The sequence below is a fragment of the Aliidiomarina haloalkalitolerans genome, assembly GCF_003987315.1.
Classification (GTDB): Bacteria; Pseudomonadota; Gammaproteobacteria; order Enterobacterales; family Alteromonadaceae; genus Aliidiomarina; species Aliidiomarina haloalkalitolerans.
Window position 1 is genome coordinate 1 of the sequence record NZ_PIPI01000007.1, and the last position, 17202, is coordinate 17202.

The 17202-nt window shown below is 50.0% G+C and carries 13 protein-coding genes and 1 rRNA gene; 8 read left to right on the forward strand and 6 right to left on the reverse strand.

The annotated features are described in order from the left end of the window. Window positions 1-4 precede the first annotated feature (4 nt). From rrf to CWE06_RS09450, 3 genes are all read left to right on the forward strand, one after another. A 5S ribosomal RNA gene (gene rrf, locus CWE06_RS09440) occupies window positions 5-120 on the forward strand. 664 nt (window positions 121-784) lie between these two features. Next, complete coding sequence (locus CWE06_RS09445) at window positions 785-2518, forward strand: DEAD/DEAH box helicase (RefSeq protein ID WP_126793486.1); 1734 nt, start codon at window positions 785-787, stop codon at window positions 2516-2518. Window positions 2519-2533: 15 nt separating this feature from the next. Next, on the forward strand, window positions 2534-3169 hold the full coding sequence (locus CWE06_RS09450; protein WP_126793488.1) for a superoxide dismutase family protein: 636 nt from the start codon (window positions 2534-2536) through the stop codon (window positions 3167-3169). A gap of 97 nt (window positions 3170-3266) precedes the next feature. On the opposite strand, the gene CWE06_RS09455 is transcribed toward CWE06_RS09450, so the two are convergent. The 6 genes from CWE06_RS09455 to cyaY all read right to left on the reverse strand — a co-directional run bounded on the left by CWE06_RS09455 (window position 3267) and on the right by cyaY (window position 13201). Beyond that, window positions 3267-6884: a translocation/assembly module TamB domain-containing protein gene (locus CWE06_RS09455; protein WP_126793490.1), complete on the reverse strand. Its 3618-nt coding sequence runs from the start codon at window positions 6882-6884 to the stop codon at window positions 3267-3269. After that, window positions 6884-8680 (reverse strand): autotransporter assembly complex protein TamA, encoded by a 1797-nt coding sequence (locus tag CWE06_RS09460; RefSeq protein ID WP_126793492.1) that lies wholly within the window; start codon window positions 8678-8680, stop codon window positions 6884-6886. Before CWE06_RS09460 ends, CWE06_RS09455 begins: the two co-directional genes overlap by 1 nt. An 8-nt stretch (window positions 8681-8688) precedes the next feature. Beyond that, complete coding sequence (locus CWE06_RS09465; RefSeq protein ID WP_126793494.1) at window positions 8689-9849, reverse strand: heme biosynthesis protein HemY; 1161 nt, start codon at window positions 9847-9849, stop codon at window positions 8689-8691. 4 nt (window positions 9850-9853) lie between these two features. Beyond that, window positions 9854-11818 carry a uroporphyrinogen-III synthase gene (locus tag CWE06_RS09470; protein ID WP_126793496.1) on the reverse strand — a complete coding sequence of 655 codons (1965 nt, stop codon included), beginning with the start codon at window positions 11816-11818 and terminating at the stop codon, window positions 9854-9856. A gap of 35 nt (window positions 11819-11853) precedes the next feature. Continuing rightward, the gene (gene hemC, locus CWE06_RS09475; RefSeq protein ID WP_126793498.1) at window positions 11854-12792 is read right to left on the reverse strand and encodes a hydroxymethylbilane synthase; all 939 of its coding nucleotides are present in this window, start codon (window positions 12790-12792) and stop codon (window positions 11854-11856) included. Between the two features lie 85 nt (window positions 12793-12877). Then, window positions 12878-13201 carry an iron donor protein CyaY gene (cyaY, locus tag CWE06_RS09480; protein WP_126793500.1) on the reverse strand — a complete coding sequence of 108 codons (324 nt, stop codon included), beginning with the start codon at window positions 13199-13201 and terminating at the stop codon, window positions 12878-12880. Window positions 13202-13279: 78 nt separating this feature from the next. Here cyaY and lptM point away from each other — a divergent pair, with 78 nt between their 5' ends. From lptM to xerC, 5 genes are all read left to right on the forward strand, one after another. Then, window positions 13280-13444: an LPS translocon maturation chaperone LptM gene (gene lptM / locus CWE06_RS12650; RefSeq protein WP_126793502.1), complete on the forward strand. Its 165-nt coding sequence runs from the start codon at window positions 13280-13282 to the stop codon at window positions 13442-13444. 72 nt (window positions 13445-13516) lie between these two features. Next, window positions 13517-14767 (forward strand): diaminopimelate decarboxylase, encoded by a 1251-nt coding sequence (gene lysA / locus CWE06_RS09490; protein WP_126793504.1) that lies wholly within the window; start codon window positions 13517-13519, stop codon window positions 14765-14767. A 2-nt stretch (window positions 14768-14769) separates the two neighbouring features. Beyond that, window positions 14770-15597 carry a diaminopimelate epimerase gene (gene dapF, locus CWE06_RS09495; protein ID WP_133307000.1) on the forward strand — a complete coding sequence of 276 codons (828 nt, stop codon included), beginning with the start codon at window positions 14770-14772 and terminating at the stop codon, window positions 15595-15597. After that, a complete protein-coding gene (locus CWE06_RS09500) occupies window positions 15594-16304 on the forward strand; it encodes a DUF484 family protein (RefSeq protein ID WP_126793506.1) in 711 nt (236 codons plus the stop codon). Before dapF ends, CWE06_RS09500 begins: the two co-directional genes overlap by 4 nt. After that, window positions 16301-17200 carry a tyrosine recombinase XerC gene (xerC, locus tag CWE06_RS09505; RefSeq protein ID WP_126793508.1) on the forward strand — a complete coding sequence of 300 codons (900 nt, stop codon included), beginning with the start codon at window positions 16301-16303 and terminating at the stop codon, window positions 17198-17200. Before CWE06_RS09500 ends, xerC begins: the two co-directional genes overlap by 4 nt. The last annotated feature ends 2 nt before the right edge of the window (window positions 17201-17202 follow it).

Sequence of the window (17202 nt, forward strand, 5' to 3'; positions counted from 1 at the left end):
TTCGTCTGGCGGCCATAGCGACGTGGAACCACCTGAATCCATTCCGAACTCAGAAGTGAAACATGTCAGCGCCGATGGTAGTGTGGGGCCTCCCCATGTGAGAGTAGGACACCGCCAGGCACCTAATTAGTCAGAAAGGCCACCCGTATGGGTGGCCTTTTTGCATATGGACGATGAAAAAGGTGGCCTACTCTCGAGTAGGGCGAAGCAGGGAATTCGAAAGCACAACAGTTTGTGCTTTCGCCTGCTGAGCGGGACGAGCTCTGCGAGTCCCTGGCAAACCGCCAGGCACCTAATACGGAAAAGCCCTTCGCTATTATGCGAAGGGCTTTTTTCGTTTCGGCTCGCGTAAAAATGGAATTATGCGGGTGTATAACAAACAAACAACAATACTTTTTGAAAAAAGCTGTTATACTCCGCGCCTGTTTAGTGAAAGCTAAGCAAAAAGATTGACAGTGGTCCCCTATCTTGCAGGCTTTAAATGCCTGACAACGCTAAAAACGATATAGCGAAACGCTATGTCCGTTCACTTGAGAACAGGGTCTAAGGGGCAGTTGTCGGTTGTGTTTTCTACCAAAGAAAACGCCAATGCCCAGCCTTGGTCTACCATCGCTAACGAGCAATGAGAGTCATCAAACACTGAAAAGGTGTTTGTGTGCAATTGTATATTGCTGAATTGATCTGTCGTGACGAGTTCACGAGAGTTGAGTGCGAGCTGTTTACCGAGTCTGATTATTTTATATGTTTCCGCCAATATCGGTGGAGCTTAGATAGTGGGACAAATATGTCTGAATTTAATACTTTTTCGGCTTTAGAATTACCTGAATCAATTTTACGTGGAATCCAAGAACTTGGGTTCGACACCCCTACTCCTATCCAGCAGCAGGCGATTCCTGCGTTGTTGGAAAAACAAAACGTACTTGGCGAAGCCCAAACTGGTACCGGCAAAACTGCTGCGTTCGGTTTACCTGCTTTAGCAAATATCGATACACGCGTGCGTGGAGCTCAACTATTAGTAGTAGCGCCAACTCGAGAGTTAGCGATTCAGGTTGCTGAATCGATTGAAGCTATGGGTAAGTACATGAAAGGCCTAACTGTTGCGACCGTTTACGGCGGCTCAGCTTATGGCCCGCAAATTAAACTACTCCGCGGCGGCGCACAAGTTGTGGTTGGTACTCCAGGTCGTTTAATGGACCACGTCCGTAAAGGTACGTTGGATCTTGGCAGCCTGAAGATGGCCGTACTTGATGAAGCTGACGAAATGCTGAACATGGGCTTCATCGATGATATCGAGTGGATCATGGAACAGGTTCCAGCGAGCGCACAACGTGCTTTATTCTCAGCAACCATGCCACCGCAAATTAAGAAAATCGCACAGAAATTCTTAGCAGACTCAGTGCATGTGAAAATTGAATCGACCCAGCAAACCAAAGCAAATATTGCTCAGAAAGCTTGGAAAGTTCAAGGAATGACGAAGGACGCGGGTTTAGTCCGTCTCCTCGAAACTTGTGACTATCAGCTCGCATTAGTGTTCGTACGTACGCGGAACGACACCTTGACGGTATCAGCGTTCTTACGGGAGCAAGGCTTCAAAGCAGCTGGTTTAAATGGTGACATGAGCCAAGACCAACGTGAAGCGACGGTTAGCCAGCTGAAAGCAGGTCAAATTCGCATTCTTGTGGCGACAGACGTTGTTGCTCGTGGTTTGGACGTCCCAGGTGTTTCACACGTATTTAACTATGACTTACCACAAGACGCTGAGTCTTATGTCCACCGTATCGGCCGTACTGGTCGTGCTGGTCGCTCAGGCGAAGCAATCTTGTTTGCCCGCCCGCGTGAAATGCACTTGTTGAAACGTTACGAGCGTGCAACTAACGGTACCATCGAGATGGTTCAAGTCCCGCAAGGTCGTGAGTTAACGAAGTTCCGTATTCAGCAAGCACAAACAAAGCTAGTTGAAGTTGCAGAGAAATGTGACATGGATTCAATGAAGTCTTTGGTCAAACAAATGACCGAGTCGACGGAAATGAGCGTTGAAGATTTAGCGGCAGCATTGTTGCATGAATTCCAACTTTCTCGTCCGTTGATCGTGAAAGAAGAACCAAAGCCGAAGTTTGACCGCGAAGAGCGCCAAAGCCGTGACCGTAATGACCGTGGTGAGCGTCGTGGCCGTGATGCACGTGATAGCCGCAGCCGCGGTGATCGCCCTGAGCGTAGCCGCGCTGACAAGCCGCGTGGTGAGAAAAAAGCACGCCGTGCTAGTAACATCGAGTTTGACACATACCGTCTTGCGGTAGGTACCGAACACGGTGCGCGTCCAGGCGACGTGGTTGGTGCAATTGCCAATGAAGCTGATTTAGACTCGCGTTACATTGGTGAGATCCAATTATTTGCGACTCACACAACCGTTCAGTTGCCAAAAGGCATGCCTGCGGCTGTGCTGCAAAAGTTAAAAAAAGCGCGAATTCGTCAACAACCTATGGCGATCAGCCCAGTTCATGGTAAGCTTTCTTCCTAACATAGGAGGAAGGGCATGAATTATAAAACACTTATAACTGCCGCTTCTGCGGCAGTTTTTTTAGCTGCATGTGGTGGTGATACTGGTACGCACGGCGAACATAGTGCTGCCGCCGAAGGTTATGCTGAGCGAGAAGATCATGCAGTGCATGAACATCATGCGAGCTATGAACGGCCAGATACATCGGGCGCGTTTGCAGCCATGTTGCATGGCACCGAAGGTAATGACAACATCCATGGTTACGTGATGTTTCAGCCGACCGACGAAGGCGTTTTCGTGTTAGCGCATGTTGAAGGCTTGTCTGCCAATGGTGTGCATGGCTTCCATGTGCATGAATTTGGTGACTGCTCTGCACCAGACGCAACCTCAGCCGGAGGTCACTTTAATCCACACGGCGCTGACCATGGTGGACCTGAAAGTGATGAACGCCATGTTGGTGACCTTGGTAATCTTCAAGCCGATGAAACAGGTATGGCTCATTTAGAATGGGTTGACCATAAACTCGAGCTGTCAGGCCCGAACAGTATTGTCGGTAAAGCGGTTATTGTGCATGCACAGCCAGATGATTTAACTTCGCAACCAGTTGGCAATGCCGGCGCCCGTATTGCATGTGGCGTGATCGTTGACGAAGACGGTGAGCATCAGCATTAATTGTGTTTGACTGTGACGCTATAAAAACACCAGCTCTAGGCTGGTGTTTTTTTATGTGCGACTCCCCTTCGGGAAAACCCTGCAACCCTTAACGGGCTTAACGCTCAATGGTATAGAAAATATCGGCGCCGCTATGCTCACCGTCCGAGCGTGATTCAAAGTTGAGATTATCGCGCAAACGGTAACGAATAAAGAAGGTATTGACTGGCTCGACGAGGCCGATGCCATAGCGTATATACAGTCGCGATGATAGATGTTTACCGATGTACAAAGCGGCGTTTTCCATATTTTCGCCGGTTGAGTCGAGCATGATCTCGTCGACACCAATGGCTTGACCAAGTTGCTCGCCGATAAAGTTACCACCGCGCATCCCTAAGGCAAGTGCAGCTTGTGCGTATAGGCTTTGTTCCCCAGAGCCCTCGCCAGGTGCCCGGCCGAGAATTAAATAAGACAAAATCATACTGTCTTGCATGGCTGGGTTTGAGAAGAAGTTTACATTTGGCTCGCGCAACGAGCCACCAATGCGCGCACCGACAGTCACATTTTCGGTGTCGATGGCACGAGTGACACGCAAGTCTAACCCTGGATTATCTACTGCTCCGCCAGTGAAAATTAAATTGCCGCGCTCAATATCTAACGGTTGACCGAAAATCTCATAGCGACCCGTGGCGACATTGATATTCCCGACGGCAGAGGTGGGTTGATTTGGTGCTTCAATAATTCGTAATCGACCGGTTAACTGACCTGCAAATCCGAAGGCCTCGACGCGGACGTCATTACCGAGTGTCACTTGGACATTGGCGTCTATCGGTAAGATGTCATCATCGAGACGAAACACCGTTTCTTCATTGGCAATGATAACGGTATCTCGCGATGCCGTATCGATCGTTTCGAAGTCGGGTGGCGAAATCAGCGCTGAAGGTATGGTTACATCGCCGCGCACGACAATCGAATCTGGGCTGTAATTCAGTTCAAGATTTGGCGTAATGACAACGCGAATATCGCGAGTTTGGATTGCTAAAAACTGCTCACCACGGACCTCTAAACGACCAACTTGGTCGAGTAAATAATAGGAACCAGTCACTTCCACATGACCGTCGCCCGAGCGAGCATTCGCAGTCAGTGAGAATGGCTCGTTCAAGTCGCCAGGTGCAACAATATTGACGTTGAGATTATTCACGGCTACCCCAGCAGCAGGGATTTCTCCGGCCGCATCTGCAAGACTTAGCTCACCTTGCAGCACCGGTTGTTGCAGGCTTCCGCCTATGAGCAGATCACCAGTAAGTTGACCTTCGACGCCTTGTAACTGAGGAAGCATTAAAGAAACAAAGCCGAGATCAGGTAAAGCAATATTCAGCTGACCTTCGAGACGACTTTGTTGCAGGAAATCATGGACAACAATCTCACCACTGACTTCACCTTCGGGGTTACGAGTGCGCAAATTCACTTGGCTCTGAATAAACCGCTCATCGCCACGAATTTGGAGTATTTCGCCTGCAGCTAGTGCCACTTCAATATCTTGCTGGGGTACCCGGACGACTGAATCTGAGAGCGTTACCGAGCCTTCAATGTCGACCTGATCCGGTTGTAAAAGGAGAGCAAGAAATGCACTGACTTCCCCTTCTAGCTCAACAATGTCCGGCAAGAAGGCTTGAATCAACTCGAGCTGCAATTGTTCGGCATTCAGGTTCATCTGCCCTAGTTGACGGTTTAAATCCCAGTCAGCACCGATACAAACGCCTGCAGCCCGTTCGCTGTGATTAATGCAAATCTCAGCTAAATCAATTCGATCACTGCCAAAGCGTCCGCGGCCAGGGCGGTCAAGACGATAGCGCCCAAACTCGTCATGATTGATTTGAATATCATTGATACTGCCGCGCCATACCTGATCGAGCCACTCCCCACTAGCGACAAAGACCAGTTCCGTCTCTGGAACCTGCAATTGAACGTCGACTTGATGCGGTTGACCTGAGCCTTGCGTTAATTCAACCGCAAGCTGCTCGACTAGTGTTTGCTGATGTTGGGTCAGGCCGGCAAGCTTGATTTGGCCGGTTGGCAGCGTTTCAAAATCCCACTGGAGAGCTAGATCAGAGACAGCCAATTCATTAATTGCCCATTCCTCCCATTCTAGGTTTTCGCCATGAAGCGTCGCTTGGACGACCCCAGTGGATAAATTGATTTCGCTATTAAGCCGTACAGTAGATTCACCCCATTGTAGTGCAATATCACTAAGATCGACTTGCGAACCGCGCAGACGAATATCGCCAGCGCCTTGTAAACGTTTGTCGAGTAGGTCGGCGCTTAATGTTGCAATATCAATGTGCAGGTCAGGCTCTTCACCCCAAGTTCCTTCGCTGACCAACTCGATAGAGGCAAAACCCGGAAACTCGGGAAGATAAAAGCCGACGTCAACCGGATCAACGATGAGGGAGAGATTCCAAGATGGGATGTCACGCCAGTCTGCATTGCCTGCTACCGTGAAACGAAACTCCTCTTGTTGTGCATGAAACCGGAGGATATCCGCATGTTCATTGCTACCACGGAAATTGATTTGGACGTCAGCGTTAATATAGTCCTGATACTGCAGCGGCCCGCCCATATCCAAACTGATAGCTATTGGATCGTCGCTGGTCGCGCCTGGGGTTAACTCAGCTTCACCTTGCCAGTCGAGCAGTAAACCAAGTTGTTCTGCACGAATGAACAAGGTATCTAAACTTGCACTGAGGTCGCGATACTGAGCTTGGCTGTTAATAACAACTTCGCCAAACTCTTGATGTTGTGCTTGAACACTGAACTCGCCAGCAATATGACTAAGCGATCCCTCACCCTGAAGTTCCAATCTGGCCCAATCGAGCTCCGGTATAATCGCACCTGCCTGACTTTGCATGGCACGGATTTCACCTTGCCAAGTGAGGTCAGCGGTCAAGGGCTGACGCACTTCGAGGTTCAATTCTGAAGTCACGAACCCACTAATCAGTTGTTGTAATTGCACAACCTCTCGTGAGCCGGAAAGTTGTCCAGTAACTGTGGTGTAGCCGTAATTTGGTAACTCAAAACGTACCAAGTTATCGAGGCGAAACGGATAGTCTCCTTGAGGTGTGATTTGCCCATGTAATTGCACGTGTAAATCTGGCAATGTCACGCTCGCACTATGAATGTGCAGTGCATCGCCGCGTGTACGCGCGCGCAACTGAGCTCGAGTTACCTCGATACGATTGTCACCTGTAAGCACGGTAAAGTTATCAATGCGAGATTGGTCAACGCGTACTTGGAGAGGGAAGATGATCTCCGGTAGCTCAATCGGGAATAGTTCGGATTCACTAACGACGTCTTCCTCGCTACTCGGCAACTGTAGCACTGCGTTGGTTAAGTCGATATTGCGGATATGTAGCTGCTTATCAAGTAGCTCCCAAGGCCGCCAGCGCAAATTAAAGCGTTCAAACGAAAGTGTCACCGGATCAGCATTTTCGAGCTCCAGCGTTAGCTCTGCGTCATATATCGTGAAATCACGTAACAGCACACCTTCAACGCGTTGGTAGTTTAACTCACCCGGTACAAAGGAACTCCCAACCGCGAAAGTGATACGAGTTCCGGTTTGTGAGGTTAATAACACGGTTAACACAGTTGCAATGACTAAAACGAGGGCAAACAGCGCATAAACAGTGCGCAGTAGCCAACGTCTTATCCTTTGCAGGTTTTGTGTCAACGCGCTCATTATAAGTCCGGTCCTATGGTTAAATGCAGTCGAATGCGATCCCCAGGGTATGAAAACCCATGGGCTAAATCGACACGAATGGGGCCAATGGGGCTTTGCCAACGATAGCCAATGCCGGCGCCGGTGCGCATTGGTTCAGTAATATCATTGAAGGCATTACCGCTGTCTAAAAAGACAGCCCAGCGCATATTGGGGCGAAATTCATAATCAAACTCAACACTACCGACGAGAAGGTGACGAGCGCCAAGTACTTCACCAAGCTCGTTGCGCGGACCGATCGACCGATAGCCGTAACCACGAATACTCGTGTCACCACCGGCATAGAAACGGAGCGAGGTGGGCACCTTACTGAAGTCCTCGGAAGCCGAGATGCCGAGATCTCCTCGGGTTAAAAAGCGAACTCGGTCGGAGAGCCGGATGACGGTTTTGGCCGCCAAGTGAGCCTGACTAAAGTCGGTATCTGAGAGCAAACTTTCGGCAGCACCGCGCAAAGTTAAACTGAGACGAAAGCCGTCAGAGACGTTGAGGCGATTCTCAGCATGAACTCGGCTCCACTGAACACTCGGCAAGAGGAACTCGCTATTGCGTCGCTCACCATCAATGCGGTCACGCTCATCAAGCCAGTCGAGCGCGACAATCCGTTGCGTGCGGGTCAATTGCTTTTGCCAACTAACACCAAGGGTTAGTCGTTCAGAACGCGTATTACTCGTATTCTCGTCAACCCATGCACCGCGGATAGCATATTGATCGGTTTGTGGACGTTGGCCAGGAATAATGTAACTTGCCCCAACATTCGTTTTAATTTCAGAAAGCTGCACTAAACCTTGATAACGATGACCACGTGTATTTACCCAACGACGGTTTTGTTCAAAACTAATCCGTGGACCGGTATCGGTACCGTAACCAAAACCGGTTTGATAAAAGGTTCTTTGGTTGGGTTCATACTCAACAACTACTGGCACTTGAAAGTCTTCGTCGGCTTCCCCCCAAAGCGGCTGTACTTCGACACGACTAAAGTAGTCGCTGTCCGACATGCCGAGTTGCAGCATGAGCAGCTCATTACTCGTGATTAAATCGCCACTTTCAAAGCCGATAAAGCGGCGCATGACATCTTCGTCGAGATGTCCCTCACTAATGCGCACTTCGCCAAAGCGATAGCGCGGACCGGAGTCAAAAATAAGATGAATATCGGCTTGGTAACGGTCAAGGTCGATCCGCAATTCTTGTTCCACAAAACGGGCTTGATAATAACCACGCTCGGCTGCTAGGTTGCGAATGCGTGACTTGCTTGCCTCATATTCACTGTGGCGTAAACGCGCGCCTGAGCGCAAAGCTAATGACTGACGCAATTGCGTAAACTGCGGGTCGTTCGCCGCATCACCCCGAAACTCAATGTTGACTTGGCCAATTGGAATCGGTTGTCCGGGTTGAATGCGGTAATGCGCATGCCAATCACCATCCCGTTGCTCGAGGCTGCTGTCGACCTCAATTCGGTAATAACCATAAGGCGTAAGAGCACGAAATATATCGCGTTCGGCGCGATTGTGGAGAAAGCGCACACGGCTAGCACCAGGCGCATTTTGACGATGATACGCATGAATACCAAGTAAGTTGCGGACATTGGTGGCTTCTCGGCCGTTCACACCCTCGATGGTCACGAACAGTTGTGGAGGAGTTTCGGCAATGGCAGGAGACGCAGTGAAGAAAGCTAGTAGCCACGAGGCGATGATTAGTCCAGTGAATGAACTAATGTTTACGAGCCGATACGGCATATTGCGTCTCGTAAAATACCTCATGGTTCCTCTTATTTCATCTGCGCTGCTCGACGGTAGGCAGTTAATGCCGCGTCGGTTTGGCCGCTTGCACTTAAAGCATCACCAAGTGTGCGATAAGCAATGCGCTCACCTTTCAAGCGTATTGCTTGCTGAGCCGCTCGCTCTGCTAATGAATAATCGCCCTCTTGAATGGCTAGGATAGCCAACAACAAGACCCAATTTGGGTGCTCGGGGTGGGCTTTAATTTGTTTTTCGGTCTCTTCACGGAGCGGAGCCACTTCCCGCCAATCGTTGGCATTGTATAGCAGCAAGTCACTCGCGGTGAGCACATTATGCTGAATACCACGTGCGGCCACTTTTGCGGCAGCGGCACCATAGCCTGATTTCATTAATACATCGAGATACGCTAAACGGACTGGAGTCGATCGACGCAGTTTCTTTGGCAGCTCTTGCCAACGGGTTTTTAAAGTTGCAGATTCAGCGCCGGCACTGGTGAAATAGGCCCGATAGCAAGCGCGGATATATTCTGCTAACAATGCGCGTGGCAATGCTTGGCGATTCTCGAGATCCGCAAGTAAACCACGTAAAGTTTGTAGATGACCGTGCTGATACAAGCTGATCGCAGCCGTTCGCAACACCGCCCTATTTTTGGGTTCGCGCGCTAACAGATCTTTTGCTAACGCGAGCGCTTTGGTTGGATCTTTGGTGTTATCGAGCAAGGCCAGTTGCACGGCTAAATCTTTGCTGTCACCAAGTTGCGCAAGTTCTAACAAACGTTGTTGCTCCGCTTGGTTATGCACTGCTTGCCAAGCGGTTGCAGCTAATAGGTAGGCGTCTTGCGGTTGCGGTAAGGCTGGCGCTGCCGCCTCAGCAAGTTTAGCTGCCGTCTCATAATCTTTCAGCAACCAAGCGTGAAGTGCTTGATTGAACTGCTTTTGAGCTTTACGTTGCTTGCGACCGCGAAACCAGCGCGCGCCCGTTCGCTTGCCTTTAAAGACACTGCGAAAGAGAATCTCAAGTAACCACAGCACAAGCAAACCGGCGACTAACAGCAGAGCCGCAACGACCAAGCTCATTTCAATAGTATGCGTTGGCGTCATTAAAACGAGGATACCTTGACCACTCGCCCAGGACGGCCCAAGAATCAGGCCGAGCGCAAAGATAAGTAGGAGAATAATTATTTTAGTCACGGAGTTATTGTCCTCCGTTCGCTGAACGCTGCTCGCGCATCTCGTTCACCAAGTCGCGAAGCATGGCATGCGATAACAGCCGATTTGGATAGTCAGGCTCAATCGATAATTCTAACAGTGCAACTATTTCCGCGCGGAACTGCACCACGCTGCTTTGTTCGGTGGCAAAGTATTGGTCAATGTAATGCAAAACTTCCGTCAAGGTCGCCTGATAGTACTCTTGATGGTGATTTAAAGCGGCTTGCTGAGCTATCTGTAACTGCAGCTCAATGCGGCCAAACAACAAAGCACGCTGATCACTGTCAAGATGCATCGGCAGCCCATCGTGGCGGCGAACTTTAATCAAATCGCTGCTAAATGAGTCCCAAGCAGAGGCGATGTTTTGGCGCCAATTACTTAATTCGCTGCGATCGTCGCTTTGTTTCTCGGCTTCTGGCTGCAATGACGTGACTAACGGTAATTCACGAACTGCGGTTTGCAAACGCAAAAGCTGCATCACAATGGCCTGAGTATTCACTTCTGGTAATTCATTCAAGAGTTCTTGGTCATTGCGCAGTTGGCGAATGACTAATTGATAGGTTTCTGGGTTTGACTCGGTCAACACAGACTCAGCCTGAGCTAGCAAAGCGATAGCCGTATTACGCTGATAGTCGAAGTTTAAACGTTGAATGGCTAAGTTGACTAACTCGTAAGCTTCTAAAACTGGGCCCTGTGCGCCGTGCCGTAATTCTGAGGCGCGCAATTGTTCGTGCATACGCGTGAGCTGCCGTGCCATTTGGCTTTGCCCTTCTTGCACTGTCGCAAGGGCATCTTCGTGACGCGCCGCTAGGCGTTCTAAAGAGCGCTCTCGTGCTGCTCGCTCGCTATCAAGGCGGTCATTCACTAACTCACGAATCCGCTCGACTTCGGCTTCAATCATTGCCGGATCTTGTGCCGGTGTTGACGACGTCGCAACCTCAGCACTGGTTAAGCGTTGGTTTACTGCATCGATATCTGCCTGCGTGGCGGCATTGAACGAGCGCTGTTGTTGCCACACCCACCAACCACCAGCGGCTAGAACGGCAAGCGAAACCACAATCAGAACTAAGAATACCCGGGTAAAAATGTTACTCGACTGGCTCTTGCGGGGTGATTCTGTTGTCGCGGGCGTTGTTTCTTTTTCAGTGTTCATAGCGGTTTTGACCTTCGGTTCAATAGATGGCAGCGTCAATAGGGTTTTTACAAGGGCTGAAGGTAGCGCGGAGCGAGCTTCATGAATTTGCGCTGCGGCAACCTTAAATTCGCTAATCTGTTCAGCAATCCGCCCCGTTGGCACAATCCAATGGCAATTGCGCGCCCATTCCTGACCCGCTGTGCTCAATGCTTGAAAGAATAGTTTGGCTTGCTCTGCACTGGAAACCATAATCACAGTCACATGCTGGTGCCAGTCTTGTTCGGCTGTTGTGACTTCGTCGGTGGTGGGTAGACGCCGATAACAGGCACATATTTTAACTTCTGCGCCACGTGAGCGTAACGCTTCTGGCAGCAGGTCGCGGCCATTTTCGCCGGTAATAAGTAGCCATTTTTGGCCTTCAAGCTGTTCGAGCTCTGCGAATTCAAGTAAAGCTTCGGAGTTGTGTTCACCTGCAGGCCAACTGATGGGTTGTTGTGCTAAGGGGCTCAATGCTTCTGCTGTACCCGGACCCACGGTGAAGTAGGCACGCGCCTGCGGCCAGTTAAGCTGGGGATCTTGTAACTGGGAATGGAACTCGCGTGCGGCATTCGGACTAATGACAATAACACCGTCCCAATGCTCGGCAACTAGCGCTGTGAGTTCATCCTTAGCGATAGTAACGGGCTCAATCGCGACAACCGCATGTCGGTATACCGGATAGCCATGGTCGCGCAGCTCCAGCTCGAGAGGATCTGCGTGTTGATCGGGACGAACTAATAACACTCCAGGACGCATGCGAATCTCCGTTGCACTCACTTTATTGCCTAGTCTAGCATGCCCCTTAAGGCATGTTATTCAGCGTCTGCGTACACTTTCGCTAAAATTTCACCGGCCCCAGCGGCAAGTAATTGTTCAGCTAAGTTAATACCAAGCGTTTCCGCTGCACTTGCAGGGCCGCTGACTTCGTCGCGAAGAACGCGAGCACCGTCAGGGTCACCAACGAGTCCGCGCAAGTAGACTTGGCCGTCTTTCAATTCCGCATAAGCACCAATTGGCACTTGGCAACCACCCTGTAAGCGGCGATTCATCGCGCGCTCAGCGTTCACGCAGGTGCGTGTCGCTGGATCCTCAAGAGGCTGCAAAAGCTGTTTGACGCGCGCATCATCACTGCGGCACTCAATGCCGAGTGCGCCCTGACCATTCGCTGGTAGTGATTCTTCAGGGCTTAGTAAATAGCGAATACGGTCTGCTAACTCTAAACGCTTCAAGCCCGATGCTGCAAGGATGATTGCACCGAACTCACCTTCGTCTAATTTTCGCAAACGAGTTTGTACGTTACCGCGTAAGTCTTTGATAACTAACTGCGGAAATTGTTCCGCAATTTGGCAGCGACGGCGCAAGCTGCAGGTTCCAACGATACTCCCTGCAGGCATGTCGGCCAGTGTCGCATAGTCGTTCGACACAAAGGCGTCACGAGGGTCTTCCCGCTCACAAATAACGGCTAGCTCGAGGCCTTCAGGAAATTCGACCGGCACGTCTTTCATTGAGTGCACAGCGATATCTGCATGTCCCTCAAGCATGGCAACTTCAAGCTCTTTGACAAATAAGCCTTTACCACCAATTTTTGCCAAAGGCGTGTCGAGAATCACGTCGCCGCGGGTGCTCATTGGCAGCAGTTTGACCTGCAGACCTGGGTGCAGCGACTCTAAACGCGCTTTAATATGCTCAGCTTGCCATAAGGCAAGGGCACTTTTACGAGTGGCAATGGTGAGGGTATTCGCTTGGCTCATTACTAGTTTACCTTTCATCCTGAGGTTGTGCGTGAACGCGATACTGAGATCGCAGCGCCCGTGAAGCACGGTTGCTGCAACACGATTAAGGAGGCGTCAACTTAACAGCTGTTCCGGCTTGCTTTGTGGCTGCATCGGAGAGCAATGCCCAAAGCTCACTGCCAAAACGATTATCGATCCACTGACCGTCTCGGTACTCAAAGTGGTGACCGTTTTCACGGGTCGCAACCCAAATTTGGTGTAACGGCTCTTGCTTGTTAATGATGATGACCGTCTGATTAGGAAAAATCAGTTCCAGAATTCCGCTGGCAGATTCAAAATCAATGTCAACGTGTTCAAGTGCCTCAACAGCTTCTTCAATGTGAAGTAAGACGTCATCGGCGAGTTGGTGGTATTCATGGTCTTGCATGCACGACTCCTAACGGGTGACAAATTGGCACGTGAATGCGATTATAAGGAACTTTCAAGCTCAAGTGTAACGTGACTTATGAGAAAACGCACGAGAACCCCAAAATGGGCAGTGGTTTTAGTAATGCTTTACGGTATTTTTCTAGTGGGTTGTGGCCAAAAAGGTCCATTACACCTGCCGGAACCTGCTGAAAAAAACGCACCAGCTGAATCCAATTTGTCAGTGTATCGTACTGATAGTTAAGTAAAAGAACGTTTACGTTCGCAGTCATATTGAAGATGACTTGTTGAACAAGTCAGGCAGAATAGGTAATCCATGTCAGAGTTTCAGGAAAAAAATGGCGTACTCCATGTGGAAGATATTTCTTTAGAGAAAATCGCTGAGACATATCAAACCCCATGCTACGTTTATTCAAAGCATGCAATTATTCGCAATTGGCAAGCGTTCCAGCATGCACTGCCAGCGCCTCATCGCGCCTTTTATGCAGTGAAAGCCAACAGTAATTTGGCAATCTTGCAGGTTCTTGCCGAACAAGGCGCGGGCTTTGATGTTGTCTCTGGCGGTGAAATTGCGCGTGTCCTGCGAGCAGGCGGCAAAGCGCAAGACATCGTTTTCTCTGGTGTGGCTAAATCGGATGCAGAAATTCGTTATGCGCTTGACGTCGGTATTGGTCAATTTAATGTCGAGTCAGCAGCTGAACTCGAGCGCATTAGCGCAATTGCTGCCGAGCTAAAAAAGACCGCACGCATTTCCCTGCGGGTTAATCCCGATGTGGACGCAAAAACCCACCCGTACATTGCAACCGGCCTAGAAGATAATAAATTCGGTATCCCAATGGCCGAGGCCATCGGCACGTATCAACGTGCAGCAGAATTGCCAGCGCTCGAAGTGGTAGGTGCAGATTGCCATATTGGCTCACAACTTACCGAAACGCAGCCGTTTCTCGACGCCCTGGAGCGGATGTTGCGGCTGGTCGATGAGCTTGCCGAACACGGCATTCCCTTGCGTCATATTGATATGGGGGGCGGTTTAGGTGTGACCTATCAAGATGAGCAGCCACCGGCGGTGGCTGACTACATTGCGGCGCTGTTAGCTCGCTTACAAGATTACCCACACCTCTCTTTGTATCTTGAGCCAGGGCGAGCCATTGTTGCGAATGCGGGGGTACTCCTCACGCGTGTTGAGTATTTAAAGTCGAATGGTTTTAAACATTTCATCATGGTCGACGCTGGCATGAATGATTTATTGCGACCATCCTTGTATCAAGCACATCATGATATTGTGAATGTCCGAGCTTCGGACGCTCCTGTCATTACCGGTGACGTCGTCGGCCCGGTTTGTGAAACCGGCGATTTTCTTGGTCAACAACGAAGCCTCGCGGTTGCCGCAGGAGATTTACTTGCAGTGAAGAGCGCGGGCGCTTATGGTTTTGCTATGAGCTCTAATTACAATTCGCGGCCACGACCTCCGGAAGTACTGATTGCAGGTGATCAAAGCTACTTAATCCGTGCGCGCGAAACCATGGACGATGTTTGGCGCGGCGAAACGCTAGTGCCGAAAGGATAACTATGCTGATTCAGTTTTCGAAAATGCACGGTCTAGGCAATGATTTTGTCGTCATTGATAACGTGACGCAAAACGTGTTTTTAAGTCGTGAGCAAATTAGTCAACTTGCTGACCGACACCGTGGCATTGGTTTTGACCAATTACTGATGGTCGAGCCACCGTATGACCCCGATGTTGACTTCCACTATCGCATTTTTAATGCAGACGGGAGTGAAGTGGAACAGTGCGGCAACGGTGCGCGTTGCTTCGGGCGCTTTGTGCGTATGAAGGGGCTAACGAATAAAAGTGTGATTCGCGTCAGCACCAAGAAAGGCACTATCCAAATTCGCTTAGAAGGCGAGAACTTGGTGAATGTCGACATGGGCAAGCCACAGCTAGAACCAAGTAAAATCCCATTTCGTGCGAACAAACAGGAAGTGACTTACATTATGCGCGCGAATGATCAGACGTTCTTGGTCGGGGCCGTCAGCATGGGGAATCCTCATTGCGTGATGTTAGTGGATGATGTTGCAACAGCGCCGGTTGCCGAAGTGGGTAAGCTCTTAACCAGTTTCGAACGGTTTCCCGAAGGTGCCAACATTGGTTTTCTGCAGATCATTAACGCTAATGAAGCGAAGCTGCGCGTTTTTGAACGCGGTGTTGGGGAAACCCAAGCGTGTGGTACAGGCGCATGTGCCGCTGCAGTTTGGGGCATTATTCAAGATAAATTGGCCTCTCCGGCCAAAATTGAATTGCCAGGAGGTACCCTGGAAATCACCTGGCAACCCGGTGAAACGCTATGGATGCGCGGTCCGGCAACGCACGTTTACGATGGACAATTGATGTTATGAACAAAGAAAAACAAATCGCTCAGGAGCTCGACATAAGTGCAATTGATGCGGAGTTGGTGGCTGATTATCTGCGCGCCAACCCAGACTTTTTCGCGCACTACCCGAACGTGTTGCAGCGCCTAAACTTAAAACATCAACAAGACGGCTCGGTGTCGTTAATTGAGCGGCAGCAGCGGGTTTTGCGCGAAAAAATAACCGCCTTAGAAGACGAGATTACGGCGTTAATGAGCCAAGCCCAGCGTAACGAAAAAATCTTTCGTGGCTACAGCGAGCTCTACTGTCAGCTATTTAAGTGTGAGTCGCTCGCAGAAGTTGAAGCTTGTTTGCAAGCGACCTTTCGTGAGCAACTTGGCTTGCCCGAACTGGCATTGAAGTTCTTCGATAGCCCGGTCGCTTTGCCAGAGCAGTTTACTTTTAGTGCTGACACCCACAAGCAATTACTATCGCGGCGCTTTGAAAGTGACCGTGTCTACCTCGGCCGCTTAACCGCGGAAGAATTAAAGTTATTGTTCCGTGACGAAGACCAAATCAAGTCCGCAGCTCTTGTGTTGCTTGGTGAGTGCGGTGAGCTTGGGATGTTGGCTATTGGTAGCCGTGACCCATTGCACTTTGATCCAACCATGGATTTCCTCCTGATTACCCAATTACAGCATTTACTGGGGGTATTGCTACCCCGTTTGTTACATGAGTCAAGAGAGCAAGAATGAGCGCGCAATTGGGGCAAGAGGTCGAAAAATTTCTTACCCACTTACGCGATGTTCGAGGTTACGCGGCACTCAGCTTGTCGAGTTATGAGCGCCAATTAACGCTCATTTGCCGTCAACTCGAAGAAGCCGGAATCAAGACTTGGGCGCAGCTCACGGTCGCCGCTGTTGAAAACTTACTTTTACACTGGCGTCGAGCAGGTGCTGGCGCCTCGTCAGTTAATCAGCGGTTAGCGGCCCTCCGTAGTTTCTGTGACTTTTTAGTCCAGCAAGGCCAGTTACAGGCGAACCCAGCCAAGGTTGTGAAAGCACCAAAAGCTGCAAAACGACTGCCGAAGAACCTTGATATCGATGCCGTCATTCAATTATTAGAGATCGACCCAACTGACGAACTCGCTATACGTGACCGCGCCATGTTTGAATTGCTCTATAGCAGTGGTTTGCGGTTAGCGGAATTAGTGTCCTTGAATGTGGCGGATATTCAGCCTGATCGCGAGCTTCGGGTAACCGGTAAAGGCAGTAAAACCCGTATCGTACCGTATGGCAAAGAAGCCGCGCAGTGGCTTGAGCGTTGGTTGCAAGTACGGCAAACGTGGGCGGGGGCAGCTCAGAGTGCATTATTTCTGAGTAAGCAGCAGCGCCGTTTGAGTGACCGTTCGGTGCAGCAGCGCTTAAAAAAATGGGGTATTCAGCAAGGTTTATTTGAGAATATTCATCCCCACAAGTTGCGTCACAGCTTTGCCACCCATATGTTAGAAACAAGCCAAGACTTGCGTGCCGTGCAAGAAATGCTAGGGCATGCAAATTTAAGCACCACGCAAATTTACACCCATTTAGATTTTCAGCGTTTAGCCGCTGTTTATGACTCAGCGCATCCGCGCGCCAAGCGCAAATCTTAATT